Source organism: Paenibacillus sp. LjRoot56 (assembly GCF_964253335.1).
Classification (GTDB): Bacteria; Bacillota; Bacilli; order Paenibacillales; family NBRC-103111; genus Paenibacillus_E; species Paenibacillus_E allorhizoplanae.
In genome coordinates, this window is record NZ_CAXURV020000004.1 from 146228 (window position 1) to 173223 (window position 26996).

A 26996-nucleotide genomic window follows, 5' to 3' on the forward strand; every position below is an offset into this window, starting at 1 on the left:
CTGCTCTAACTGGTCATTCCACATAAACCTGAATTTGAGGCATTGCGTTGTTTTCATAACCGTTCACATTCCATTCCGCTTGAAGGGGCTGGGTATTATCCTTGTCATCAGTTGCCTTTACCCTAATAAGATAGGTTCCAGGTACTGGCACATGCCAATCCCAGCCCCACCTTCTCCAACTGTACTTTTCCTCTGGATCAAGCCATCTCACTAAGCTCCATGATTTTCCAAGATCAAGACTAATCTCTACCTTTCTAACAAATCCGTGACCTGACCATGCTGTACCTGTAATGATATGCATTCCTCTTCTCATAATTGTTTGATCTGTGGGCTGGGATATTACCGCATTCACTTTCATTAATGTAACAGGTCTGCGCTGAGAATCTGCTTCAGAATGGTACACGATATAATCATTGTCTTGAAAAGGACCTTTAAATTCTTCATCAGTAGCCACTATGCGGTAAAGCCATTTGACTGAAGCCATACCATACCAATTCGGAACGATTAGTCTTGCTGGATATCCATGTTTGTAGGGGATAGGTTTTCCGTTCATGTAGAGAGCAATCAGAGTATCGGGATGCATAGCTTTCTCTATAGGGAGGCTTCGGGCAAACCGGAAAGTGCCTGGAAGGTCCGTTCGTTCTCCTGTATCCATTCCTTTGAATATAACTTCACGAGCATTAGGACTTATTCCAGCTACCTGTAATAAAGTTCGAAGAGAAACTCCAGTCCAGATCGCATGGCTGACAGCCCCCTGTTCCCATTGAACCCCTCTGGTTTTAGGCCGGAAATACGCTCTTTTGTTTCCTGAACACTCCAAAGTAACTGGCAAAGTGATTTGAGGATATTGAAATAATGTTTGATAATTCAGATGAATTGGGTGTTGGACAAATCCTACTATACTTAGCGTCCAATCATTTATTGGCAATGCCGGATATGGGAAATGATTGCGAATATAAAACTTGTTTTCTGGGGTAACCCAGCTTGAAAGAGCTAACATTGGAAATTCCTGATTCTCAGGTATAGTAGAGCGAGGAATCCTATCGGGGTCATACAATTTCATATAAGGCTCCTTTCCAAATCAAGGCTTCCCTATTTTATGAAATTCTGACTCCATTTAGTGCTCTTTTATTTTAAGACACCTTTTGGTGTCTTTTAAACAACATTCTTCCACTTAGTGCTTGACTACATGACAAAAAGCCTCGGCGTGTTAATGCCCAGGCTTTTTGATCATGATACTGTTTGTTTATGGAGTAACTCGTTGCAATTTTAGTTTGTGCTTATGGTTCAACCACGGACCCTACGAAAAGCCATACGCCAGTCTGGCGGTCTTCAATCGCGAAAAAGAACGGCCGGTTTATCGCCATCTGGAACGGTTCATCGATTGGTGCAGAAGCCCCTGCCATCTGTACCGAAGTGACTGCAGCAGCCTCCGTTCCTTTTTCATTGACCTCGATGAACGTTTTGTGTGTTACCGCGCTGATGAAAAGGTTAGGTGGAACAGGTGCTATGTCGGAAAAATCAGCATGGATTTCGTCAAAGGGCAGCGTCATGCCCATAGCCTTGAGCGGTTCTTTCAGCATTTCACTATATTCGATCTTCAAACGAGGAAGTTTGATTTCACCTCGGCTCGACTGGAATGATTTATACCAGCGATCGGGATCTGCCCAAAGCTTGTCATGTAGAGCACCAAGTGAAGACGATTCATTTGGAAGAATAATCAGCATATCCATCTGCCCCTGTCCGTACGGCAAACGAATGGCTTGAAATCCCTCTTCCTGCAAATATTCGTAAGTGCCTGATTGCGACATCATCTGCACTTGCTTGGAGGAACCATCTGGCAGTTTGAAGCTATCTTCTTTCGTGCCAGAAAGCTGGAATTCCTTTTTCCATCCTCCATTGAAATAGACCGCATTCATCAGGATCAAAACTTCTTTGGGATCGATGGATTCAACAAAGCAACTTGTCTTTTTTCCAATGACATCGAATTTTCAGAAGATTTGGCACACGCAGTTACAATCAGGACCAGTAACATTCCAGCCACAAGAAGTTTACTTATTCGAACTTTACCATTCATATCGGCCCCCCTGTCATTGATATGCTTATTAGACGAGGAATCTTTACATAAAGTTCCAAGTAACAAATTTGGAATTGAAGTAGTTACTCCACGTTTCTACTACAGCAATCAATTCCGTATACATTCCTATTTTTTCAACTCTGATACGATTGTTTTGAGCTCAATGAGATCATCGATTACGATATCAGCCTTTGCAAGTTCATCGTCCCTCGCAAAATCAAAATTACATCCTATCGCAAGTAAACCATTATCTTTAGCTGCATGTATATCCGATAGGCGGTCTCCGATTACTGCTGCATGGGTAATACCATATTTTTCAATTATAAGTTGAACTAAGTCCGATTTATTTAACGATTGAATTTGTTGGATACTAAATGTTTCAGTGACCCAATTATCCAAATTATAATAACTCACGATCGCTTTTAAATATGCCGTTAAACCATTACTCGCGATATAAATTGAACAATTATTCTCTTTTAAATAACTGAAAACTTCAATAACATTAGGATATAAAGCCCCTTTTCCACTTCTAATATTTTCAATTAATCTTTCTAGAAAATATGAATCCGTTTGTTCTCTTACTGCATCGGAATGTGAGGGTAAAAGAGTTTCCCATACTTTAGGTAAAGGTACACCCATAATCTCACGGTATTGATCAATTGGCGTTACGGTATCCCACTCATTCAGATCCCTTAAATAATTAAAAGTATCTTCGAGGGAGATTTCTAAAATTTTATCTGTTTGAAAAAGAGTCCCGTCCATATCAAAGATGAGTGATTGCAACATTGATTCCTCTCCCTTTTTGTAATAATGAGTGATTAATGAAAAGTAAATTTTACTGTTCATTTTCTTCAATAATAGGGTGGTTTTGGCCGGCATACAAGTTTCATGTCATTTTATTCCAATAATTTTATAGATTCTTCTAGAATAATTTAAGGTATCCATTTCTACTATTCTTATAATTAATGTAATAGCGATTCGTCTAAGAGGAGGAAGCAAATATGCAGGATCAGCAAATAAGTCTCGATTTAGCGCTTGTCAAAACGTATGCGCCACAGCTGTTATTTGATCGCTTGGAGCCATTTTTTCCAGTCCGTGTTGGGGTAACAATATTCGATCAAGACGGTCCATCCCCTTCCTTTCGTCGAATAATCAGCTTCGAGTCGGACACAAGGATTGCAAAGGTCATTGAATATGCCATCTACTGGGATTATGATATCGAGCATTTGTACGAGCTGGAACATGTATGGATTTATGTTGGTCGTGACGGCAGTGTTATCAATAGTGAGTGCAGCTTCCATGGCAAATTCTTTAAAGGGCTACTTAAGGATCGAAGTAATTTATCTGAAAACAATCCAACTCAGGTAAAACTGTACTCCCAACCTGGAAAACACGCGTTTTCCCCACTTCTCGCTATGCTTGAACTTGTCCCGAATTTACATACGTGTACCTATGAGACAGCGGGCAGTGCAGGTTTGTTAGTCCCAGACATGCTACGGGATCAGATGGCTACGGATAAGGAAACGAATCAATTGGTAGAACGCTATCTGCAGACATTTCGGTTTCGACCAACGATGGAATTTATTGAATTTGCTTGGGAAGAATCGATTTTCATACCGTGGCCTGAGCTTCTGAAGGAGATTCCACAGCGTGTTAATCATGAATTGAATGTAATAAGGCAGTACTTGGGCATCCACGAATAGTCATCTTCAGACGAATGAGATTCCCCCAATTATTCAAAGTGATTACTCCCTCATCAGTTTAAATTATCCTGTCCAGACACGAACATATTTCGTTAAAATGATTAAACTCCGCGCAAAGCGCGGATCTTTGTCCCAATAATTTAGCAAGCGCTTGGTATCAATAGTTGAAATGATATAAATTTATACGAGTTCAAGGCCAGGGAAGATTTGCTTCCCTGGCCTCCTTTTCATTTAGTAGGGCGACTGATTACTTATCATATTTGTACAAGTTGGTTTCGTACTTGACATAATAAAGATCACCATTCGCATCCGCTGTCAGCAGTGACACACCGGTAGAGACCAACGTAACAGCATCCTTAGTAGCCGAACTGGCGTCAACTGCATACAATTTGCCACCGATACTTACGTAGACATTGCCGTCTTTGCCAACAACCATCTTCCCACCTTGCCAGGACACATTGCCAGTTGAAGTAAACTTATTCGCATAAATCGTCGTATGAGCAGCATCAGGATTGTTCGGATCAAAAATAAATAAGTCAGCTGTCAGATTCCGCGATTGATCCGTGGATGAGTTCCCTTCAGCAAGCCCCCAAATGTTGCCGTCCGGACCTACAATAAGATCAGAAATAACCTTTCTTCCTGAAACTGGAACATACTGAGGAACCGGAAGTGTATTCGAGCTGGTCGTTTGCCATGTGAACACTTTCCCTTCCGTTACACTTGGATTCGCTGTACTGCCAATCCCCCCATACACGGATGAGCCTCCATATACTTTATTATTCTTGGATGCCAAGGCTATAATGCTTTGATCATCAACGATGTCGAGTACTGTCGTGACTCTTGCGGACGTCGTCAAGTCATATACAGTGAAGGAGCCGCTTAGTTTACCTGAGCTCGCGACTGTACCGACATACAACCGATTCAATGCAGGATCGGCTAACATGCCAAAGGGGCGATCCTGGAAGTTAGGCGAAGCAGCGATATCCTGAAAAAGCAGTGATGGATTCGTGGTATCGTTCCACGAGGAGTTCGTGTCGTATTTTTTTATCCATGCACCGGGGTAGATGCCCAGATATAAATTATTGCCAATCGTGGTCATGTTCTCTGCCTGGCCCGCTCCTCTATTCCGTGTTAGCAGACCGGTGTCCGGATGATAGACGCTTAATCCTCCACGTAGATACCCGCTTGTATAAATGTGATCACCAGGACCTTTAACAAGTGAGCGGATCTTCGTTGGGGAATCCGGAATAGTGAATGAAGTCGAAATGTCTATTGTTGGGGTCGCTGCAAGTTTGTATTTCAGAATTTTACCGGAGGAAAGTGGAGCATACAAATACGTAGTGCCTGCGTCAGTTAAAAAGGTGTAACCAGCCGCTTTGCCTCCTACGTCACCAAGGTCTGTTTGTGTCTTCGCAGAAATATCGTAGACGTACAAATGAGTTCCTTTAGTATAGTACACCTTATCATCTGTAGGATGTTTCTTCGATACACCGATCGAATCCACATTCCCTAGTGATGCATCGACGACGCCAGTAGCCGGATTGATGACGATCAATGGCTCACTTGACAATTTGGCGAACAACTTCGAATCTGTACCATTCGGAATATAGTCGAGTCCTAGGACATACGTACTGCCATAGCCGCTCGGAGATATGGTGGATTGAGTGCCTGTTGTTGGATCAAAGCGAATAATTGTGGCATTAGAGGTTGGTCCCATCCCCATAAATACTTCCGTATCACTCGCATAAGCGATTGATCTAACATGAGCCAAACCGTCGACAATCGCGAGATTGCTGTTTAAAACAGTAACACCACTCGTCGGATTGTAACGGAATGCTTTGCCGTCAGTGGCTGTGCCACCGTAAATATTTCCGCTGCTCCCTGCCGTCACATCCCAAATGACGTTCATGCCCGAGTCCAATGTCGTTTTCACCAAGGAACTCCCAGTGATGATTTTGGCACCTCCGGAAATGCTAACCGTTCCAGGCACATAGCGATATAGAGCCCGCTTGTTAGCCGTTCCTAAATAAACAGATTGATCTGAAGCGACCGTCATGCCCCAGACGGCTTCTATTTGGTCAAGATTCTGGTCATCCACAACTTCACCAGTTCGCGCGTCGTAGACCACGAACTTAGATGGATAGCCGCTAGAGCCGACGTACATGAGATCATAGCTGCCGCTTGCATCCTTCCCAAATACGGCTCCGTCAAGTGGATTGTTCACAATCTGTGTGCCCAGGTTGTATTCAATCGGAGTATCAAGCGTAACATCGTCAACATAGGCAACCGTTGTTGCCGTAGTCTTCGTCGTGAAATAGACAGACACGGTTTTGGCTCCCGTAATGTTTGGTGTAGTCGCTGATATCGTGAGCGGGGTCCATTGTGACGCAGATCCACTGAATACATTCTCGACCTCTTTTATCACTGTGCCAGCAGCATTCTTGAAACGAAGGTGCATGCTTACGCCAGTATCCCCGCTCGATACGTATACTTTGGCTGATGCGGATATTCTTACGTTTGATGAAACAGGGACATCAGTGCTCTCCGCATAGCTCGCTGCCACCGAACTGGCATCGACCAGCTTGAGGCTAGATGTTCCTCCCGTTTTTAATGTTGTCGAAATGGATGCTCCAGATACCGTCCAAGCATCACTCAATGGGGTAGTTTCAAAGCCCGAATTTTTCACCGTCTTTCCAATCGATACATCGTCTATATAGGCCGTTGTGATGCTTCCCAATCCGCTATAGATCATCACAGCCACTTCAGTTGCGCCGGCTGGTGCTTCTGCGGTGATCGAGCGTTTGTTCCACTGATCTACCGTAGGCGTAACACTTGCGGGAATAGCACGAAATTCTGTGGTACCGGTGTAAAAGATTAAATACACATCGATCGAGCCTTGCTCAATATACGCATAGGCAGTTGCGGTATACGCCACTTGCTCCGTCGACGAAATACTGATTTTATCGCTCACGCGAGCAAGTGAGCTTGAAGAACTGGCATCGACCATTTTCATACTTTTCGACCCCGTGTAAGCCCTTACATCAGAAACAGTTGCCGTATCTGTTCCGAAAGTTGGATGCGTGTTCCAATTTGGTATACCAGTACCTACCTCTTCGAACGAAGCATTGGGGAGAGTCATTGTAATACCTGCTGCATGCGCTTCTCGGTTGCCAAACATACTTACAATCATCAAAACACTAACAATCGTACAGATGAATCGAACCCACAATCGATGATGCTTCCCTAGACTCATTCTTACCACTCCTCACATCAAGTTTAGTTGCGGTTCTTCGTGAGACTTAAACGGGATTCCATCAAATTCACCTCCCTTCCCCAAGAATACAAAGAAATCGTCCAACTGATTTGAAAGTCATGACCAGTAAGGACGATTTATGAATGCATATAGGTGTGGGTTTTCAACATACACTTGGATTCATTATAGATGCTGCACAATGCCATTACTAGCATACGCATTCAAGAAATAGTGTCTCTTTTCAAGAAATTCCACTTAATTATTGGTACTTATTTCCTATTTATGACGTTATTTTTTTCGTGTTGACAGCCGAATTTGGTTCGCATAACATTTACATTGTGAACCAGATATATACCAATAAATCATTGTATGTAGGAATGGAAAGGAGTTGATCCGCTCGTACTGATCTTTTAAATGCCTACGATGTAAGCGGTCACAAAGCAAACATAGTGCATCAGCGAGACTGACATCAACCTGTCTATGGGCAGAAAATTGAAAGAAGGTGATGTTAATGGATACGTACAAAGGGAAAACATTCAGAAGACAGCATGGTGTGTTTGGACTCATCGCTATACTCTTCTTAGCTTTTCTTCTTCCTTCTCAAACACGGGCAGCCAGTCCGATAGAGATGATTCCGGTGCCAAACAGCGGTTTCGAGCAAAATTTGATCGCAGGTAAAATTCCTAGTTGGAGCGCGTTCGGTCTAGCCTCAAGTCTTTCCTTATCGGAGACGACTGTGTTTGCGGGTACCAGAAGTCTGAAGATGAGCAAACCCAGTACAGGTGGACTCGGCGCAGAAAGCGCGAAGCTGGCAGTGACGGCTGGGCAATCCTATGAAGCCAAAATTAAGCTGTATCTAGAAAACTATAGCGGTGGTTCTCCTGCTTTATGGATACGCTGGTATAATGCCTCAGGTCAGTTTATGAACAAACAGGCCACGTATAACCTTACCAATCCTGCTTTAAACACTTGGCTCGACGTTCGTGTATCTGGCACTGCGCCTGATGGAGCCGCATTTGCAACCATTTTTCCATACGCATCATCCAGCGTCCTTATGACAGCTTATGTGGATGAAGCACTATTTTATCGCATCGATCCGAATGAAGTTAGTGTCAATAACCCTGGCTTTGAAGAAGCGGCTTCAGGGGCTAATATACCTGGTTGGGAGTTATATCCAGGAACGCCTCCCAGCGCTGTGTCCGTCACCAGCACTCAGAAAAAAAGCGGCTTATCCAGTCTTCAGCTGCTAGATACGTACACGGATAAAGCCATTGGACTTAGTACCCAAGCCATTGGTGTTCACCCGAATGGCAGATATGAAGCCAAAGCGAGTGTACACTTAGTGTCTGGAGGAGCCGTCAACCTATACATTAAATTTTACGATGGAGCGGACAAAGAAGTCGGTACGACATCCCGTTCCTTTAGTACACCGCTAAATACTTGGAGCGATGTGCTCAAATTAGAGGGCATTGCACCTGACTCGGCAGTCAAAGCAAAGGTATTACTGTATTCAGGGGTTGGCACATTAAGCAACGTGTATTTTGACGATATTTCGTTTACTTATAAAAATGAGGCCTTAGTGATGCCTTTTGCTTTCGAGAACGCCATCAATTTGGGCAAAGCAACACTTACGACCACGACACTTGGAGGCGCCATCGGGAACGGTGAACTGTATTTCGTTACCAATGGTAATCCGGGGACGTTTTATGCCATTGATGCTGTGACCGGTGTTATCAACTCCCAAATCTCAGTCCCTGGGACTACGGAAACGTGGGCTGTGACGATCGGAGCCGACAACAATGTCTACTTTGCTGCGACAGCCAACCGCAACTTCTGGAAATTTGACACGAGGCCGGGGCATCGGGACATCACATTAATCGGCAGCAACCCTGTTGACAATTTTGTATGGGATCTGGATGCTAGCTCTGACGGCATCATCTATGGCTCAACCAGCCCTAATGCTAAAGTGTTCGCATATGATACGCATACACAGGCATTTACTGATCTTGGCCGCATGCATGACACAGAGCAGTATGCCCGAGGAGCTGGCGTGACGGACCAATACTTATATGTCGGTATCGGCTCCAAGAAACATTTGATCCGAATGGATCGAAGCACAGGTTTCAAAACAGAAATCACGATGCCGTTCACTGGCATGGATGATTTTGTTCATAACATAACCCCTTATAACGGGCTGCTTTATGTCACACACGGTACTTCACTAGTTGTTGTTAACGAGCAAACACTAAGCGTCATAAAAAGCGTGCCTTTCGACTCGCTTGAAGCGTTTGATGGCAAAATTTCACCTCCGTCCCCTTCTAACGCGAATCTGCTATATTACCGTAACAAAGTTTCAAATAATCTATGGTCCTATCAAGTATCAACAAACACCGTTCAGCAAGTGACACTGCCAAATACGCTGCCCGAGAACGGAACAAAAGCGATTGGCTGGGTGCCCCTTCCAGGTGGCGGTCAGGCATTAGCGATCCTTTACGATGACGGCAAGTATACGCTTTATAACCCCAATGACAATTCAGTTCAATTGATCCAAGTTCCCTTAGCCAGGGAAGGCGTCAATATTCAAAGTATGGCGGCAGGTCCTGACAAGAAGCTTTATCTTGGTGGCTTCATAGACGGCATGAGTGTGTTTAATCAAGAAACGCAAACCTACGACTTGCAAGTTTCTTCCCCGAATTCACCACATCAAGTGGAAGAAATCGGCTTCCTGAATGGCAAAACCTATTTTGGCGCTTACGGTGGAGCAAGAATTTATGCGTATGATTCCAGCCAACCTTATCAATACGGAAACATGCCTACGTCGAATCCCAAACTCGTTTATACGATTCCGAACGTTCAAGATCGGCCATATGCCTTCGCCTCCGGCGACAATCGGCTGTTTATCGGAACCGTGCCTGGTTATGGCAACTTAGGCGGCAGTCTAACGATTTACAATGAGACAACAGGCTTGTGGCAATCCACCCGCAATGTGGTAGCCGATCAAACCATAAGCTCGTTAGCCTATAAGAATGGCATCCTCTTTGGCGGAACGTCTATCGAAGGCGGTCTCGGGTCTGTACCTGCCAAAGTACCTGCAACAGCAACAGAACCGGAACATACGGTACATGCCAAATTATTTAAATGGGATGTCGCCACGAACACCAAGCTTGGCGAGTTTGAACCCGTCATACCAGGTTTATCTTCTCCTCGTTTACTTGGCGGTTTGTCCTTCGGTCCTGACGGTCTGTTATGGGGAATTGCTTGGGGAACTGATGTGGAAGGCTCATCCATATACGCACTTTACGAATTAAACCCGAGTAACCTTGAAATTGTAAAAAGCAAACTGATGTTCCCTGGTGCAAGTGGCGGCAGTACGTGGCGGTCCTTCTATTTACGTTGGGGCCAAGACGGTTTGCTGTACACGACTATCGCTCGTTATGTCACTGCTTTCGACCCTCTCACACTGAACTATCGCACACTTGTTGATAATACAACGAACCTCATGGATGTGGGTATGGATGGCAGCATCTACTACACATATTTGACAAACTTATACAGGTTGCCAGTCCGTCTTGCTCAAACATCTATTTCGATGAACGATGTTTCGCTGCAGGAAGGAACTAGTGAACCTATCCTCGCGTCTGGTCTTCTGGAGAATGGATTGCCAGCGATTTTAGCGGGAAGCAGCATCAGTTACACGATTAGCGACCCAACCGTATTAACCGTTGTGGACGGACAGGTGAAGGCGCTTAAAGCAGGATCAGCAACCATTTATGCGGACATTACATTGAACGGAAGAACCAAACGATCCAATACGATCAGCCTTACGGTTCAGCCCAGCCCGGCATCGGCAGATTTGAGTGCCATTAGCTTAAGCAGCGGTTCGCTGAATGTACCATTTTCACGAGAAACGACTAGCTATACACAAAGCGTGGCGGCAGGCGTATCGGCAATATCGGTGACGGCATCCGTTTATGACACAGCTTACGCTACGGTAACCGCGAGCGTGTATAACAGCAGCAACTCACTAGTGCTTGGACCCATCGACTTAACAAGTGGATTGGCAAGTTCTTCGCTTCCTTTGAGTACTGGAGTCAATACAATCAAACTTCTCGTCACAGCCAGAGACGGCTCGACGAAAGTGTATACGGTCCTAGTGACGCGCTCCTTTTCGGGAAATGAAACCCCTCCGACGACCGCCGTTACGGTTGCGTTGAAGGACAGTACAGGCCAACCGCTTAGCGGTGGTGTCGTTAGTTATTATGACGGAGGTTGGAAAGAGTTTGGCGTCACTGACACATCTGGTTCCGTCAGCAAACCTTTATCGAATAAAAACTATACCTTCGCCATTATTTATGAAGGCACGCGCAATGAGATGGCACAAAACACAGGCACAAGCCCCATCATTACGTTTCAGACTGTTAACGTCAATGTTCAGTTTACGAACAGCCAAGGCCTTCCACAGGGAGAAGGAACCGTGTCCTATTATGGCGGAGGTTGGCGTTCGTTCGGTTCAATTAGCGCTGGTACAGTCCACAAAGAATTGTTGGCCGGATCCTACACGTTTGCAATTAACTATGATGGAGCGATCAATGAGAAAGTTCAAAATATTGGTATGAATCCCCTGCTTGTATTCCAAACTGCTCAGGTCAAGGTTACCCTCAAAAATAGCCTTGGCAACCCGCTAAGCGGCGGAAGTATCAGTTATTACGCGGGAAGCTGGAAGTCCTTAGGTGTGACGAATAGCTCAGGTGAAGCCAGCATAGAGCTGCTGGCGAATACGTATACGTTCTCAATGAATTATGATGATACCTTGAACCAGAAGGTGCAGCAGGTGGGAGCAGATCCCACCGTTGCCTTCCAAACTGTACGTGTTACCGCACAATTAAAAGATACACAAGGTAATCCGCTGGACGGTATCCTCTCTTATTACGGGGGAAGTTGGCGTTCTTTCGGAGCGACAACCAGCGGCGAAGCAAGTAAGGAATTATTAGCTGGCACTTATACCCTAAGCGCCATTACCGGTGGAGTCAGGAAGGAAATCATCGCTAACACGGTCACAGATCCAACGGTCGTTTTTCAGTTTTAATATCAAAAGGGATAGAGGATCTCATGATCCCCTACCCCTTTTCCTTTTTTTCACCCTAATTCATCTTGTTGCAATGCTTCTTTCAACCTTTGGAAAACTGTTTCAAAATCATCAAGCTTTGCCCAATACAGCTTGAATATGCGCCTCATCGTTTCCAACTCACGGAAAGTGACGTTCATGTCTGAGTAGAGGCGAAATGTCGGAATGATGTCGCGATACATCATAAATCTACTTGGGCGGGATATCTCCTCCTGCCCACTCCATTCCGCGATTGCTTTAACACTCGGAAGGCTAAGGGTATGTCTGCGTATTTGAAGCTGAGTTTCATCTGATAAAAGAAAATTAATTAGCGCTTGTGCCGCTTGTTTACGGTTGCTGTTCTTATTGAGAGCGAGTCCGATCATGACTAATTGCGTTCTTGCTTCTTCGGAATAAGGAAGCGGTGCGATATCATAATCAAACCCTGCTTTACGCAAATGATTTAGGCTATAATAGCTCGTGACAATCATGGAAGCTTTTTGCTGCATAAAGTACATTTCGCAATCGGAATCCTGTTCGGACAAGTAGGAGCTTTCCGGATTCAATCCCTTAAACAATTGTAGGCTTAAGCGCATCGACTCCCGAAAAGGTTCATTGTCGTCGAGTATAAGTTTACCCTGTTCATCTCGTTCAAAAACGACCTTATTTTGCAGCAGAAAGAGCGGCCACCGATTAATGGATTGCAAATGAAAAAACAACCCGAATCTCTCATGTTTTTGCGATAAGGCAAGCGCAGTTCGCTGTACATCGTTCCAATTCCAACTGCTGTCCGGCTCAGGCAAATTAACTTCCCTGAAATGATCTTTGTTGTAACACAAGATAATTGGTGAAAACGTGAATGGCTGCACGTACAGATGACCAGCGTTTGAGAAAGGCCTTAGTAGGAAACTATAAACACCTTCTCTCGGTTGAAGCGGTTCCAATATATCCTCTACAGCTCCCGCATCCGTAAACGCCTCGTAGTTTTGTAAGTTTAGCGTAAGCACATCCAGTGCATCTCTCTCCATTACCTCTTGCATATTCTGTGAAAAAAACGAACTCGACAGTGGAATCATCTGAAGTTCGATATGCGGATTCTTTTTTTTAAATGTATCGACTAGCTGTAAAAGATTGGCTTCCATCGTAAGGGTCGGGTAATACCCGAACTTCAATGTCTGCTTCTCGCATAACCCTGCTCCTACTACGCGTGTGCCTACTCGTGGCACTTTTTCAATCATTTCTTGTGCGAGTAATTGATTCAAACCTTTGCGTATCGAATTTTTACTCAAGCTATACTGCTCCGCAAGTATTAATTCGGATGGCAAATACTCACCAGGCTGTAATTTTCCGGTTACGATGTTATGGCGCAGAGATGCGATCATCTCCTCCAATCGCGTTCGAAAAGTGGATCGTCTAGGTTTACCCATCATGAAACGTTGAACCTCCGGGTCGTTCTTAATTGGTATGTATCTGGGTTATATTATAACGTAAAAAACTGTTAGTTAAACTATAATTTCCTAACTCTAGTTATGACATAGAACAGTACGTAACTAATGATTAAGACCATAAACATAAACTTACAAAAAGTGAAAATATGAGATAGCTTACTTGTATCCGTTAACATGATAAATAATTCTTTCAGGATATAACCTGGTCGCATAATAACATCCCAACTATTCCATCGAACAAATCGGCCAATGTAGATTCCGAAACTACTTAGAATGAGAACGAAAATCACAAAAATCCAGCTAGTAATAACTCCAAATGATATTCTCACCAAATTCTGCACGGAAAAAAGCGAAAATGATCCGAGTAAAAGCCCTAGCATAGCAATTGTGAATATAGTAAATAAATGCTGCCAGAACACAATATCTGCCCAAAATCGCTTGGTAGGGTCAAAGCTGTAGCGCGCGAATACATGAAGTAAATCCGTCACAAGGTATGGAGCATTGGGGAAGAAGAAAAACCATGAAACCCCAACGACTATGAATAATATTGCACGCATTTTCTTACGGGTATAACCAAAAAGTAGATCTAGAATTACGGCAATTCCTACCGGTACCCATGCAAGAAATGTATCCCAAAAGATAAATAAGTATGTTCTATTTCCTGACGGAGATTGAATGTTATAGACACTGATTAAACTAATCAAAGTAGCAAAACACAGGACAATAATAAGATAAATCTTTCCTGGGTAATTTAGAGATTTTATTTTTTCCAAGATTTTCCTCCTAAGTGAAATAAAAAGGCAAAGAAGATTTACTTCTCTAGCCATTATCTTGTAGATCACATGCTGGTTATGGTTTTTTCACCATCAACTCAATGGCCTCACGTACGATATTAAATTTCTCATCAGTTGATATTACGTACCCTCGATGACCAAATACGTCATTGAAAATCTTCCAGACTTGCGGGTCGGAAGCCAAGGTGATAAATGCATCTTCAACCTTCATTCTCCAAGTGGGATTCATATCAGAGCGTACTGTGATCGTATCAGTTGGAATCCGTTCAGTAAATGCTACAACTCGCGTCTGTTCCATTATTTTCGGATAATATTTAAGCATATTATATCGAATATCCTGAAAAACAAAAGCCGCATCAACTTGACCGTTGAGTAAACCGATAATCGCTTTGTCGTGCCCTTGGTATAAGGTGTAGTTGACATCTTTCTCGGGATCAATTCCATTTTTTAGCAATCATTCCTTTATAATAATCAACAAGTTCATTACTAACTATCCCAGTTGCATCGTCCAAACCGTAACGCAAAGCTTGCAGCAGGACATCCCCTGCCTTTAAATTGTCGTGGACCAGGACATACGCTTTCCAATATCGTTATCAACAGTAAACTGAACGGGGATCCCCAATTAAGTACGGGATTAGTTAAAGCGAATGGATTCATACCAGAGATTAAGGAGCTTTCGCGAGATGAACTTCGCGATCGTTCACCATTGCAGATAATGAGCCAACTGTAAGTTGGATGTTGACCTCTTTTTTTACTGCCGTTACCGTTTTCTTCGATTGATCCCATGAGACATTAGCTTGTAAAGCTTCGAAAATTGGACGCATTGGTACCATTACTGTACCTTGATCATTTACTGGAGGTACTTCCAATCTTAAGTTTGCCTCGTCCAGTAAGATCTGTGCTTGCGGGCTGACAATTGCAGCAAGTTACGTATTACCGCAAATAGTTAATGCCATAAGTGCTGTGGCAAAACTAAACAAAATACGTTTTATTTTCAACCGACTACTCCCCTTTTACCATCTAATTCCATAAGACTACCAGAAAATGGATTTTATGCAAAGCATGAATTTTTGCTAGATTCCCATTCTACTTGTTTTACCTTCCTGCATGACAAAAAAGCGCTCCCTGCGGCAGCCCTTAATTAATAAAATTTTCAATTAAATATCCCCGTCCTTTATCGCTAGCAAGTAAATTCTGGAAAATAGAAAAATGACTCTCAGCAATTAGCTGAGAGTCTACGCATTTTAATTACTACCCACTCCAATGATAGATTAATTGCACAACGCCAGATGAGAAGGTTCTTGTATTCACTAGTTGTAAATTCAACCTCTGTTTAATATCAACGAATAACAGCTTACCTTCTCCCAGAATAACGGGATGTACGGACAATCTAAATTCGTCAACAAGCCCTAAGTTGATAAAAGTTGTAATGAGACTTGCTCCGCCATATAGCCAAATGTCTTTACCAGGCATCTTCTTTAAAGTCATTACTTCTTCAAAAATATGATCATTGATGTAGATTGCTTTATGATTAGTACCTTTTTGCGTCCTGGAAAACACATATTTATGTTTACTATGAACTAAGTTCCACATTGCTTGTTCAGTATCCGCATGGTCCATTTCTGGCGTATATTGTCCCCATAAATCGTAGCTTTTTCTGCCATACAAGATGGTATCAATTTGGTTTAGGAAATCGACAAATCCCATTTCAGGGTCCATCACGCACCAATCAACTTCTCCATTTTTCCCTTCGATATACCCATCTAAAGTTACTGCTAAGTCTAAAATTATTTTTCGTTTCAAAAGTGTGGCTCCTTTCGTTGATCTACCAACTAGTATAAACCTTGAATATGTCACCTTATGTCATAATGAAAAAGCCGCGTTATCCGCGGCTTTGATTGAGATACTGTTATTCTGGAAACTCGTTAAGCTTTCTTAATGGTGTAAAATCCAAAGCGTTCAATTTCCTCAAGAGCTTTATGTCCAAATGACTCTACTAACTCATCGGCTCTGATTTTGGTTCCTCCTAGTGTTATCCCATCCCAGCGTACAATTCGACCGTCTTTAACCAAAAAATAATCATCCATAGTAGTACCTCCAGAATTAATAATTTGGGAATTACTGTATGCTTGGAAATGCAGAGCATGAAGTTGCCTATCCATATTTTAGCACAATTTCTTAAAGAAACATAAACAACATTCAGGAGTCCAGAAACTCTGTGTTTACGATTAGCGTAACCACTTCTTACTTCTTTTACTATTCAGAATATAGGCGAACGTCACAGTTCCGTACAATTACGTTAGAAAAAAAGCCCATAATGCCGGGCAGCGTGCAGCCGGGTCATTATGGGCTTATTGAATCACTCACATCTAAACGTTCGTTTCACAATCGATCATGACATGGATCGTGTCGCCTTTATGCTCATTGCGCAGCTTAAACGCTTCGGCAATGTTACTTAAATGGATTACATGCGTAATCATTTCCTCTGTATTGACCAATCCATCCAGAACAAGCTGAAGACCCTTGTCGAAATAGTGGCGATTATCGATATCTCGCTTCGGTTCTGTTGAGAAGATATCGAGTCTCTTCTTATGTACTTTAAAGAAATCGACTGGCTTATGGCAGGTCCCGATACATCCGTACATGATAATGCGCCCATTCTGGGAAGCCGCATCGATTGCATCAACCATCCCATCCCCTTCCAGCAAGCAGGGAATGACGACATCAAAACCATCTGGGAAGTCTTTGCCCAGTATATCCATTGTACTCGCGTCCGATGATGGAAGTTTATAGGTATGGGTTGCTCCATACTTGCGAGCTAGCTCTAGCTTCTCATCAAACAAATCGGTTACCACAAGGTTACGTGGACTGTACAAGCTAACTACCTGTGTCATTACTAGGCCACTGACGCCTTGTCCGGTAATCAATACGTTTTTATGTGGGGAAATATCGCCAAGCTCTGCCGCATGAATAATGCCCGGAAGTACTTCAATTAGCGATCCTTCAATGAGAGGAAGTGTCTGTGGAAGAACTTTTACAGAAAAAGGCGTACAGCAAACATATTCAGCAAAGGCACCCCAAATATAGCGAAGAGCGACTGGATCCCCCACCTTAAGACCAATGACATTGGGTCCTACTTTATCAATGACACCGGCCACTTCATGGCCAAGGCGTGTCGGATACGAGACAAATTCGGGTTCACGTGCCCCGCGAAATACTTCCACATCACTGCCGCATATGCCAACCCACTTCACCTTTACCCGTACTTCTCCATCAGTAGGTTCGGGAATTAGTGCTCTTTTTACCGTGATACTCCCAATCTCCTCTACAACGGCGCACAACTGCGTACCTTCACCATCATAATCGACCAATTGCATAGGGGGAACTGACATTTTTCTAACCATTCTCATGACTCCTATCGTTTAATATTCCGAGTACATGATTGGCCATGATTTTGTAGCCTTCTGCATTCGGATGCAGCTGGTCTGGAAGGTGGTTGACAAAAGCTTCTCCCATGATATCCAACCCGTCTACATACGTAAGGTTTGAATCCCCGTAAGAAGTTAAGATATTTACCGCCTCTTTAATCTCTTCCCTCATTGTAACCAAGGTCATCCCTACTACGTTCTCGTCCCTTTCCCTGTGTGGACAATAAATAGGAGAAAATAAATAGAGCGGCGTGCAGGGATGCTTTTCCCGAATGATCGCTACCATGCCAATGATGGCAGAACGAAACGTCCGGATATTTAAAGTATTGCCCCCCATCACATTAATGCCGAGACACAAGGAGATGATGTCAGCTGGAAGATCACGAATGACACGAGCAACCATGGGTTCCAAATGACATTGTCCAGCGAATCCCAAACAGGTCAGATCCCAACTTTTATGGCGTGCAACGATTGCCGGCCACGTTTGAGCTGGACTTTCTGCAGTGGTGCATTGTGTGATGGAGCTTCCGTATGTAACCCACCTAGGTTCATTGCTTGGCGCGGGTACAGCCGTTGCCCCAACATCAATCTTGAGTGATTTCACAGTGACGGCAGCATTTAGCGGGAGATATAATTCAATACGCTTCCTACTGCCTGGTAAGTTTGTAAATAAACAAATGCCCTCACCGGCAAGAAGAGTCTTGGTACCGATGAATTCATCTTCCATAACGATGTCAAATTGTCTATCTTGTTCCGTTGAAGCGACATGCAGCTCCACTGAGGTGGAATCGGTTAGAAAGGCAAGCCTTACACCCGCTGCTTCTCCTGCTTTCTCCACTACTTTCGATGCAAATAAGCGGAGCTGATCGTGAGGTAAACGCCATGGCCGGATGCCAGCTTCATTCGTTTCTATGGAAACGGCACCACGAAACCAAGCGTTATTGATTTCAATTGTTTGCATGTTTCATTTCACCTTTCAATCTATACGGGAACTGGAATCACGGGCTTTTCTTGCAAAATATCACTGGAAGCATGCATCCATGCTGCTAATTCGGAGGCAAGCCGTACGATGTGCTCGGCATACTGAGGCTCTGCCGACAAGTCTTGCGTTTCCCATGGATCATCTTGTAGATCGAATAACTGGATTCGTTCCGTGCCTGAGTTTGTAAGTGGCGAGCGATAATATCGAATCAATTTCCATCGACCATCCGTTACCATCCGCTGCAGATCTCGATAAACGGAGCCTACGATTCCTCGTTCACCTACTCTTTCTCCTGAAAAGATTGAATGCAGACTTATGCCTTCAGTTTCCTCTGGCAGGTCAACCTCACATAACCCGGCAACTGTCGGGAAAATATCGATATTACTTGCCAGCGCATGCACCTGCTTGCCTTGCGGCACACCTGGGCCTCGGAAAACAAGCGGAATACGTACGCTGTGCTCGTAGAGGTTTTGTTTGCCCATCAGCCCGTGTTGTCCGACCGCCAAGCCATGGTCCGCCGTATATACGATAAGCGTATTGTCATAGATGCCTTTCGCTTTCAACGCTTCGATGACCCTTCCAATTTGCGCGTCCATGTGGCTAATCATCGCGTAATAATCGGCCATATGCTGCCGAATTTCATCCTCGTCTCTCGGCCATCCCGCAAGCTTCTCATCCCGCACGACCATATCCCCAGTATCAAAGGGATGTTCTCGCACAAAATTGGGAGGCAGCGTTATATTAGACTTGTTGTACATACTTGCATACGGTTCAGGCGCTATTCGTGGATCATGCGGCGCCGTATATGCGACATACAGGAAAAACGGCTTCTCATCCTGATACTCCTCGATAAAGTTGACGGCTGCGTTGGTAAATAGCTCGCTAGAGAACGTATGTTCCATGTACTCCAGTTCCTTCGGATATAGCCCTGTCGGGTCATAATCATATACAGGAACCTGGGTATGATCGCTCATCCCGTGAAAATGCAGCTTATCTCCCCCTTCGAAACTCCGGGCGAGGCTTGCCTTGTCGTTATGCCATTTGCCAACCGCATGCGTGTAATATCCGGCATCGCACATCGTCTGTGGCATGAGTCGAACATCCGAGCGAATTACGCTCGAATGTTCCCGGTTCGTCATATCCTTGCCGATCGTCGCTCGGAAGAGCGGAATACCGGTATGGACGCATGCTCTACTCGGCGCACAAACCGCTCCGGTTAGAGCACCGAAGATATGCGTATTCCGACATGCTGTTCCGCTGGTGACCAGGGAATCCAACACCGGCGTCTGTACAGCTTCATTGCCGAAAGCTCCGATAGCTTCACTACGATGATCGTCTGCTATGAGAAATACAACATGAGGTCTTTCAGCTACTTGCTTCTTGATGGTTTTCTCTTTCATGATAAACACTCACTCCTATGCGATATCTTTCTATATGATTCTGGATATGATCTATTTCTTGGCTTTAAATTGGGTATATGCTTGTTGGTAAATTTCCAAGTAGCGTTTAATGTTCATTTTGTCCAGCGTGCTCAAGTAGTTGTTCCACTCTTTCTCAACGTCCAGTGAGCCTGTAACCGTTTTGGCAAAAAATTCAGTTCTGTAATCGGTCAATGTCTTCTCAAGCGTAGAAAGCTCTTCAGCCTGTTCGTTAGTGAAGAACAATGGCGGTACAATTTTGCTCGGATTGGTTCCAAAAGGTTCGTATTTTTTCGTTTCATTATATAAAATAAGTTCAAGTGAATTTTTCGGATCCGCTGCCACGCTTAATCGTAACTCATTTGTTCGAAGTGACGGCCCTGCCTGCGCCCAATGAATGTTTTGCAGCTTGCCAAACGATACGATCGGTTTCCATACCGCTTGTTTTCCGTTAACACCTAGCTCGCCTTGGGCAGGACGCACCCACTCTTGATCTGGACGTCCCTGTGTACTGCGAAGTGTCGCTTCTTCCGAAAGCAGCAAGTCAGCCATACGGAATGCGGCAGCAGGGTTTTTCGCTTTATTCGTAACGACATATTGACCTGCGGAAACCGCATAAGGATTGTAGGCTGTAGAACGTATCCCCGTCGGCCCTTTGAGCGGTGGTACGGAGATGTAATCTTTGAATCTTGCGTTATCGACGTCGACAAATACCGTTTGATTTTGTGATGCAATAGCTCCCAGGATTGGAATCTCCGGGTTCATACCCATCTGTTTCAGCTGGTTTCTATCTTGTGTAAATGTTTGCGGAGAAATTAAGCCCTCGGCGAACATTTTATTCAAGTACTTTAAAGCTTCTTTCCACTCCGGTTGATTATAGGCAACTTGAACTTTTCCATCCTTCACAAAGCGCAGGTTGAAGTCCTTCTCGATAAAAGCGCTGGGCAGGAATAGATCTAACGTCGAGGATGGCCCATTCGTGGCACCAACAAGCGGAATCTCATCTGCTTTACCGTTTCCGTTCGGATCTTTTTCTTTAAAGGCTTTAAGCACTTGATAAAACTCTTCCGTCGTTTCTGGCATTTTTAATCCGAGCTTGTCGAGCCATGGTTTATAAATCCACATTTTCTGACCAAGTGAGCAATGGTAACAATCATTGACCTGTGGAACGGAATAAATTTTACCGTCAGGCATCGTAATTAGATCTTTCACATAGGTAACTTGTTCGAACATCTTTTTCATTTCAACACCATATTTGTCGATATAGGGATTCAGCGGAATAAAGACGCCGTCCTTTCCATAAATCGATTGCTGAATCGGCGATACACTCATGTTAAGCAGCACGTCTGGGTAATCACCACTTGCAAGTGAAACGTTGAGCTTCTCTGCAAACGTTTTTTCCGGAGCCACTTCCCAATCGATATGAATGTTCGTTTTCTCTTCCAGCCACTTGGTGAACTCGTTTGTTGCGAAGTTTTCGACAATGCTTGAGCCTTTAACCATAACTTTGAGCGTTGTCTTTTCTTTCGTGATCGGGAATTGCCCAGCTGGCGTTACTTGATCATCGATAATTGCTTCCGTCTGTTTGGCAGCCTCCTTCGATCCACTGTCCGAACAAGCGCTTAGGAGTACTACTGACGATGCCGTAATTGCTACTAATGCTTTTAACCCTCTTTTCATGTAAAAACCTCCCTTTAGCCTTTTAATGAGCCAATCATCATGCCTTTGACAAAATGCCTTTGTATGAATGGATAGATGATGAGCACGGGAAGCGTAGACACGACGATAAGGGAAAACTTCAACAACTCCCGCAGACCATCTCTTGCCGCTTGATCTGCAATGTCAGTTATCATCGACGCGTCGACCTCGTTTTGCACCAAAATATCCCTTAACACCAATTGAATGGGGTACAACTCTTGATGTTTCAAATAAAGCAATGCGCTAAAATATTGATTCCAATGTCCTACTGCGTAAAACAAGGAAATCACTGCTATGATGGGACCTGACAAAGGAAGTACGATCTTTCGTACAAACGTAAAATCACTACAGCCGTCCATTTGAGAGGCTTCAAGCAATTCTTCGGGAATGGTCGTTTGAAAATACGTGCGGGCAATGATCATATTCATAACACCAAGTGCTCCTGGAATAATTAAAGACCATCTGGTGTCGATCATACCGAGCTCTTTCACAACCAGATAAGACGGGATCAATCCCCCTGAGAACATCATGGTGAATACGAACAAAGCCATGACGGCATTGCGTGGCATAAAATCTTTTCTGGAAAGCGGATACGCCGCAATGAGTGTAAACAGGACATTAATTGTCGTTCCCACTACGGTATAAAATACAGAATTCAAGAAGCTCGACATAATCAAGCGATGCTTAAATACGGCTTCATATCCCGCTAGTGTCGGCTCAACCGGATACAACCAGACTTTGCCGGAAATAACCGCGGTGGATGAACTGAACGAAGCACTAACAATGTAAATCAGCGGATAAAGAATCGTAATGGTAAAAATGAATAAGATGATGTAATTCACTATTGTAAAAAGCCTGTCATCTGCACTTTCTTTAATGCTTCCCGTCATTGACGCGCCTCCTTCTTACCACAGACTGGTTTGTCCTAATTGTCTAGCTATCCGATTAACGAGTACTAACAGAATCAAATTAATGACTGATTTAAACAACCCAATGGCAGATGAATAGGAATAATTGATTGCGGTTGAGGCCAAACCGACTTTGTAGACAAAAGTATCGATAACCTCAGATGAGCTCATATTCAGCGGATTCTGCAACAGCAACACCTTCTCGAAGCCGATGTCTAACACATGTCCGGTGTTCATGATTAACAGAATCACGGCAACCGGTAGAATACCCGGAATGTCCACGTGCCACATGCGTTGCACCTTATTGGCTCCATCCACAACAGCAGCCTCATGGAGTGAAGGATCAACGGCTGCAAGCGCTGCCAAGTAAATGATGCAAGAAAATCCAACATTCTGCCAAATACCGGACCAGACAAAAACATGTGAAAACCATTCGGGTATGCCCATGAAATTAATGGTAGGGATTCCGATAAATTTCATAATCTTTTGAATGAGGCCAACCCGAGGGTCCATCATCTGCAAAATGATACCTACCATAACGACCACGGAAATAAAATGCGGCGCATAGGTGATCATTTGCACGGATTTCTTAAAGAAACGAGAATTGACGTAATTCAGAGAAAGCGCCAGTATGATGGGGAACGGAAACCCCGCAAGTAAACTATAGATGCTGAGCAAGACTGTGTTTTTCATAATCCGAACAAATTCATAAGAATGGAAAAAGCGATCGAAATGCTTCAGTCCCACCCATTCGCTGCCCCAGACACCTTTTGTCGGAAGATAATTTTTAAACGCAATCAAAGCGCCATACATCGGCACATACTTGAAAATGATCAAATAAATAATTGGCAGCAGCATTAGCACGTAGAGCTGCCAATGGTTGAATGCATTTTTCTTGAGCCTAAACAAGTAATGTTCCTTTTTAACGACAACTGTAGACAGTGTGTCACTCTTGCTAGCCGATATCTCCATAAATCCCTCCCTATTTCGATGACCATGACTCGGTATGTGTAATGTACTTCTGAATACAGCATACAAAAAGTGAGGTGTGCCGAGCATTGTGTTCATTTACACTGCTATGACTTTTTTTGCACTGGAAGATGGCATATGAATCGTAACTTTCGTGCCGATCCCCTGCTGGCTTTGAACAGAAAGACCATATTGCTGCCCGAACACCATCTGAATCCGGTTATGCACATTGAGCAGCCCGATGCTGCCTTCAAATGTGGGTTGCGAATCCACCAGCTTCTCTTGTCGACTGTTCAGGAGTCGTGTGTTTAATTGCTGAAGGGATTCCGCGTCAATGCCGCAGCCATTATCTTGTACGATGACATAGAAATCCGCTTCCTCCTTCCATGCGTCAATAATTATCGTGTGCGTATCCTCGATCCCATAGGGAAATGCATGTTTAAATACATTTTCGACCAAGGGCTGAAGTGTCAAGCGAACCATGCTGTCCAATAAATAATCCGTAGAGATCCGAACATCAATCTCGAATTCGCGTTGGTTGCGATATTTCATAATCGACATGAAGTACAGAATGTGTTTAAGCTCATTCGCCACCGTAATTTCCTCCAAGTCCGTGCGGATGGAATAACGCAGCATGTACGACAGAGAACGAACGATGTCTTTGATTTCACTTGATTTTTGAATGACGGCGTAGCAAATAATAATTTCCAACGTGTTGTACAAGAAATGCGGGTTAATCTGTAATTGCAGCGATTGAAACTCGGCCTGCTGCCGTTTCATTAAATTATCCTGATTGCGCAGCTCGGTTTCGTAAACTCGCTCAACAAGCTCTTCGAGCCTAGAGACCATCGTATTGTAGCTGATAATAAGCTGATCCATCTCATCCAGACTTCCTGTGAGAGGTACTCGAGTCCATAACCCTTTTGCCGTCTGACGCATCCCATTCTCTAGTAGTCGAACCGGACGAACAATCGATTGACCGAAACGGTAAGCTAGGAATGTGGCCAAGAATAAGGTGATGATGCCTACAATTAATATCGTTTGACGCAAATCTGAAATAGGCTGACGTTGTTCAGAAATCGACATACTTGCCACTAGTGTCCATCCGGAGTAGTCAGACTTTCGACTAAAGAATACCCTCCCCGGTTCTCCGGGCAATTCAAATACTTGATTTGTTTTGGCTTCAACCGTATTGAAATGCATACCATCAAGCTGTTTCCCGACCCGGTTCGAATCCGGATGATACAGTATTTTCCCACGATCGTTCACGATAAAAAAATACCCTGAGTTTCCGAGTTTGATGCCCTTCCAGAGCGTGTTTAACTCCCCTATCTTTAGTTCAAAACCCATAAGTCCTTTAAAAGTAGTTGATGAGGTTCTATCCGCTAATTTGCGAATCAGTGTGAGATGACCGTCCAGAAATCCGGAATCTTTGATCGTCAGCTTTCCATTAATCGTATCGTCTTCCTTCATCTGTTCGACATATTCATCAAAACCTTTGTAATTAAAAGGGACTATGTGTGCATTGAAATCCGTTGCTTGGAACCCGTTATAACCGACGATGTATGTCATTGAGATTTCAGGGTTGTTAATGAGAACGGGTTGAAATACTCCCTTCATCGCCAATTCGGATGAATAAAACCCAGAAGTGGCATGGTATGGCAGATCTAGAGCTTCTTTAACTACAGGTGAGATTAGAATAGAAAGTGTTGCCCTCTCGTAGCTTTTCAGAAATAGATCAGTTTCATGTAGGACATTATCAACGATTTGAGTCAATAGTCCTTCATACTGCTTCTCCAGTTCGTTGGACGACCGCCAATAGCCGGTAACTCCCACTGTTACCAAAGCTAATGTGATAATGATGACGAAGTAGATGTAAACCTTGCGTACAAGTCTGCTATTCATTACTTAATCCCGAGCAGTCCGCGATATTCGGTGGGGGAATATCCAGTTGCCTTTTTAAATACTCTTGTAAAATGCGGGTAGCTCTCGTAACCAACTTCAGCTACGATGTCGATAATTTTGTAATGAGGTACAGCAAGCAGTTGTTTAGCTCGATCGATTCGTTTGCGCATCCGGTGTTGCACGAAGGTTTCGTTCGTATGTTTCTTAAAATAATGGCTGAAATAGGTCGGCGTTAATCCTAGCTTCCCTGCAACTTTCTCCAGTGAAAGCTCATCCTCGAATAGGTGCTCATCAATGTATTGAATCGCAGCCTCCAATACATCGATTCTCTCATGATTGCGATACTCGCTCAGTCGCTGAATCCAGCTTCTTATTTCGGACTGAAACCTTTCGTACGTAATCGTGATGCCTGTACTCTCCTCTACAAACGGTTTCACCTCAATCCTGTAAGCCCCTCTGGCATTCAGTTTCTTGTGAAGCAGCCTGACAGCGTCGGATACTCGCAGGTGTTGTTGGATCTCTGTATCAACATCGAACAACTCCCGTTTGCCATCCTCAAGCAATTCATCGACCCGAACCCTGTCCATGATCCAAATCGCTTCCTCTAAATGATCGATCCACTGTTCAAAATGGGTGAAGGAAATAAGTGCAGCTTCCCGCATGGAAAGCATTTTATCCAATATTGGAAAAAGCTCAATTTCAGTAATTGGCTTCAGTAGATATTCCTGTACGCCGTACGACATACATTTTTGCGCGTAGGCAAAATCCCCGTATCCGGAAAGCACGACAACTTTAGTGGAGACTCTTAGCTGCTGAATATGTCGGCAAAGCTCTAGACCATCCATTCGAGGCATTCGTATATCTGTCAACACAACGTCAGGAGGGTTGGCTATAATGTTCGACAATGCTGACTCCCCGTCAGTAAATGTATCGATCTCACTAAACCGGTTATATTCCCCGATAAGCGTTTTGAGGCCAATACCGATGATAGGTTCATCATCAACAATACAGATTCTAGCCATTCGATTGCCCCCTCGTGTTTCAAAAATGAAAACCCTCGATCGCCTCCGACAAGAGGGCACGCCTTAATTATGTTCCGATATCCTATCCTCTGAATACCCATCAAAACATGAACATCGTCATCAAAATCGAAACTAATAACCTTTACTTATCTGACTGGGTGTTCAAAATACGGACTAACATCTACAATTGAAAGTTATCGAATGTATTTTCTGAAAGTGTGAACAAACACCTTCGCTTTGGCTCGTTGACTTTCTAGAAAGAACCTGTTAGGATGAATTTGTGAGCG

General features: G+C 43.9%; 19 protein-coding genes and 1 pseudogene. 2 read left to right on the top strand and 18 right to left on the bottom strand.

The genetic code is table 11. The annotated features are described in order from the left end of the window. Window positions 1-13 precede the first annotated feature (13 nt). From ACSQ8O_RS26335 to ACSQ8O_RS26345, 3 genes and pseudogenes are all read right to left on the bottom strand, one after another. The gene (locus tag ACSQ8O_RS26335; protein WP_436244073.1) at window positions 14-1063 is read right to left on the bottom strand and encodes a sulfite oxidase; all 1050 of its coding nucleotides are present in this window, start codon (window positions 1061-1063) and stop codon (window positions 14-16) included. A gap of 217 nt (window positions 1064-1280) precedes the next feature. Continuing rightward, window positions 1281-1979, bottom strand: a complete 699-nt coding sequence (locus ACSQ8O_RS26340; protein WP_436244951.1) for a serpin family protein — start codon at window positions 1977-1979, stop codon at window positions 1281-1283. Between the two features lie 224 nt (window positions 1980-2203). Then, window positions 2204-2935 (bottom strand): annotated as a pseudogene (locus ACSQ8O_RS26345) (HAD family hydrolase); the annotation flags it as partial. 143 nt (window positions 2936-3078) lie between these two features. On the opposite strand from ACSQ8O_RS26345, the gene ACSQ8O_RS26350 reads away from it, so the two are divergent. Beyond that, window positions 3079-3780, top strand: a complete 702-nt coding sequence (locus ACSQ8O_RS26350) for a hypothetical protein (RefSeq protein WP_436244074.1) — start codon at window positions 3079-3081, stop codon at window positions 3778-3780. A 247-nt stretch (window positions 3781-4027) separates the two neighbouring features. On the opposite strand, the gene ACSQ8O_RS26355 is transcribed toward ACSQ8O_RS26350, so the two are convergent. Beyond that, window positions 4028-7033: a hypothetical protein gene (locus tag ACSQ8O_RS26355; protein WP_436244075.1), complete on the bottom strand. Its 3006-nt coding sequence runs from the start codon at window positions 7031-7033 to the stop codon at window positions 4028-4030. A 511-nt stretch (window positions 7034-7544) separates the two neighbouring features. Here ACSQ8O_RS26355 and ACSQ8O_RS26360 point away from each other — a divergent pair. Further along, complete coding sequence (locus ACSQ8O_RS26360) at window positions 7545-12119, top strand: cadherin-like beta sandwich domain-containing protein (protein ID WP_436244076.1); 4575 nt, start codon at window positions 7545-7547, stop codon at window positions 12117-12119. A gap of 50 nt (window positions 12120-12169) precedes the next feature. Here ACSQ8O_RS26360 and ACSQ8O_RS26365 read toward each other — a convergent pair whose 3' ends face one another. The 14 genes from ACSQ8O_RS26365 to ACSQ8O_RS26430 all read right to left on the bottom strand — a co-directional run bounded on the left by ACSQ8O_RS26365 (window position 12170) and on the right by ACSQ8O_RS26430 (window position 26709). Continuing rightward, a complete protein-coding gene (locus ACSQ8O_RS26365) occupies window positions 12170-13567 on the bottom strand; it encodes an extracellular solute-binding protein (RefSeq protein ID WP_436244077.1) in 1398 nt (465 codons plus the stop codon). A gap of 77 nt (window positions 13568-13644) precedes the next feature. Then, window positions 13645-14358, bottom strand: coding sequence for a DUF1361 domain-containing protein (locus ACSQ8O_RS26370; RefSeq protein WP_436244078.1), 714 nt, complete (start codon window positions 14356-14358; stop codon window positions 13645-13647). A 76-nt stretch (window positions 14359-14434) separates the two neighbouring features. Then, window positions 14435-14833: a phosphate/phosphite/phosphonate ABC transporter substrate-binding protein gene (locus ACSQ8O_RS26375; protein ID WP_436244079.1), complete on the bottom strand. Its 399-nt coding sequence runs from the start codon at window positions 14831-14833 to the stop codon at window positions 14435-14437. 211 nt (window positions 14834-15044) lie between these two features. Then, window positions 15045-15296: a copper amine oxidase N-terminal domain-containing protein gene (locus ACSQ8O_RS26380; protein ID WP_436244952.1), complete on the bottom strand. Its 252-nt coding sequence runs from the start codon at window positions 15294-15296 to the stop codon at window positions 15045-15047. Window positions 15297-15630: 334 nt separating this feature from the next. Further along, window positions 15631-16218: a dihydrofolate reductase family protein gene (locus ACSQ8O_RS26385; RefSeq protein ID WP_436244953.1), complete on the bottom strand. Its 588-nt coding sequence runs from the start codon at window positions 16216-16218 to the stop codon at window positions 15631-15633. A gap of 86 nt (window positions 16219-16304) precedes the next feature. Beyond that, the gene (locus ACSQ8O_RS26390; protein WP_436244080.1) at window positions 16305-16466 is read right to left on the bottom strand and encodes a hypothetical protein; all 162 of its coding nucleotides are present in this window, start codon (window positions 16464-16466) and stop codon (window positions 16305-16307) included. Window positions 16467-16748: 282 nt separating this feature from the next. Then, a complete protein-coding gene (locus ACSQ8O_RS26395; protein WP_436244081.1) occupies window positions 16749-17783 on the bottom strand; it encodes a zinc-dependent alcohol dehydrogenase in 1035 nt (344 codons plus the stop codon). Next, a complete protein-coding gene (locus ACSQ8O_RS26400) occupies window positions 17776-18768 on the bottom strand; it encodes an SGNH/GDSL hydrolase family protein (protein WP_436244082.1) in 993 nt (330 codons plus the stop codon). Before ACSQ8O_RS26400 ends, ACSQ8O_RS26395 begins: the two co-directional genes overlap by 8 nt. A 20-nt stretch (window positions 18769-18788) precedes the next feature. After that, window positions 18789-20189 (bottom strand): sulfatase-like hydrolase/transferase, encoded by a 1401-nt coding sequence (locus ACSQ8O_RS26405; RefSeq protein WP_436244083.1) that lies wholly within the window; start codon window positions 20187-20189, stop codon window positions 18789-18791. A gap of 51 nt (window positions 20190-20240) precedes the next feature. Continuing rightward, window positions 20241-21887 (bottom strand): ABC transporter substrate-binding protein, encoded by a 1647-nt coding sequence (locus ACSQ8O_RS26410; protein WP_436244084.1) that lies wholly within the window; start codon window positions 21885-21887, stop codon window positions 20241-20243. 14 nt (window positions 21888-21901) lie between these two features. Next, on the bottom strand, window positions 21902-22795 hold the full coding sequence (locus ACSQ8O_RS26415) for a carbohydrate ABC transporter permease (protein ID WP_436236530.1): 894 nt from the start codon (window positions 22793-22795) through the stop codon (window positions 21902-21904). A gap of 15 nt (window positions 22796-22810) precedes the next feature. Next, window positions 22811-23785, bottom strand: a complete 975-nt coding sequence (locus ACSQ8O_RS26420) for an ABC transporter permease (protein WP_436244085.1) — start codon at window positions 23783-23785, stop codon at window positions 22811-22813. A gap of 96 nt (window positions 23786-23881) precedes the next feature. Next, on the bottom strand, window positions 23882-25687 hold the full coding sequence (locus ACSQ8O_RS26425; protein WP_436244086.1) for a sensor histidine kinase: 1806 nt from the start codon (window positions 25685-25687) through the stop codon (window positions 23882-23884). Then, window positions 25687-26709, bottom strand: a complete 1023-nt coding sequence (locus tag ACSQ8O_RS26430) for a response regulator transcription factor (protein ID WP_436244087.1) — start codon at window positions 26707-26709, stop codon at window positions 25687-25689. Before ACSQ8O_RS26430 ends, ACSQ8O_RS26425 begins: the two co-directional genes overlap by 1 nt. Between the last annotated feature and the right edge of the window lie 287 nt (window positions 26710-26996).

What these genes read in the sequence shown, in the direction of transcription:
- ACSQ8O_RS26335 (WP_436244073.1), bottom strand. Translation starts at nt 1,063, where the DNA reads ATGAAATTGTATGACCCCGATAGGATTCCTCGCTCTACTATACCTGAG.
- ACSQ8O_RS26350 (WP_436244074.1), top strand. Translation starts at nt 3,079, where the DNA reads ATGCAGGATCAGCAAATAAGTCTCGATTTAGCGCTTGTCAAAACGTAT.
- ACSQ8O_RS26355 (WP_436244075.1), bottom strand. Translation starts at nt 7,033, where the DNA reads ATGAGTCTAGGGAAGCATCATCGATTGTGGGTTCGATTCATCTGTACG.
- ACSQ8O_RS26360 (WP_436244076.1), top strand. Translation starts at nt 7,545, where the DNA reads ATGGATACGTACAAAGGGAAAACATTCAGAAGACAGCATGGTGTGTTT.
- ACSQ8O_RS26365 (WP_436244077.1), bottom strand. Translation starts at nt 13,567, where the DNA reads ATGATGGGTAAACCTAGACGATCCACTTTTCGAACGCGATTGGAGGAG.
- ACSQ8O_RS26390 (WP_436244080.1), bottom strand. Translation starts at nt 16,466, where the DNA reads ATGGATGATTATTTTTTGGTTAAAGACGGTCGAATTGTACGCTGGGAT.
- ACSQ8O_RS26395 (WP_436244081.1), bottom strand. Translation starts at nt 17,783, where the DNA reads ATGGTTAGAAAAATGTCAGTTCCCCCTATGCAATTGGTCGATTATGAT.
- ACSQ8O_RS26400 (WP_436244082.1), bottom strand. Translation starts at nt 18,768, where the DNA reads ATGCAAACAATTGAAATCAATAACGCTTGGTTTCGTGGTGCCGTTTCC.
- ACSQ8O_RS26405 (WP_436244083.1), bottom strand. Translation starts at nt 20,189, where the DNA reads ATGAAAGAGAAAACCATCAAGAAGCAAGTAGCTGAAAGACCTCATGTT.
- ACSQ8O_RS26410 (WP_436244084.1), bottom strand. Translation starts at nt 21,887, where the DNA reads ATGAAAAGAGGGTTAAAAGCATTAGTAGCAATTACGGCATCGTCAGTA.
- ACSQ8O_RS26415 (WP_436236530.1), bottom strand. Translation starts at nt 22,795, where the DNA reads ATGACGGGAAGCATTAAAGAAAGTGCAGATGACAGGCTTTTTACAATA.
- ACSQ8O_RS26420 (WP_436244085.1), bottom strand. Translation starts at nt 23,785, where the DNA reads ATGGAGATATCGGCTAGCAAGAGTGACACACTGTCTACAGTTGTCGTT.
- ACSQ8O_RS26425 (WP_436244086.1), bottom strand. Translation starts at nt 25,687, where the DNA reads ATGAATAGCAGACTTGTACGCAAGGTTTACATCTACTTCGTCATCATT.
- ACSQ8O_RS26430 (WP_436244087.1), bottom strand. Translation starts at nt 26,709, where the DNA reads ATGGCTAGAATCTGTATTGTTGATGATGAACCTATCATCGGTATTGGC.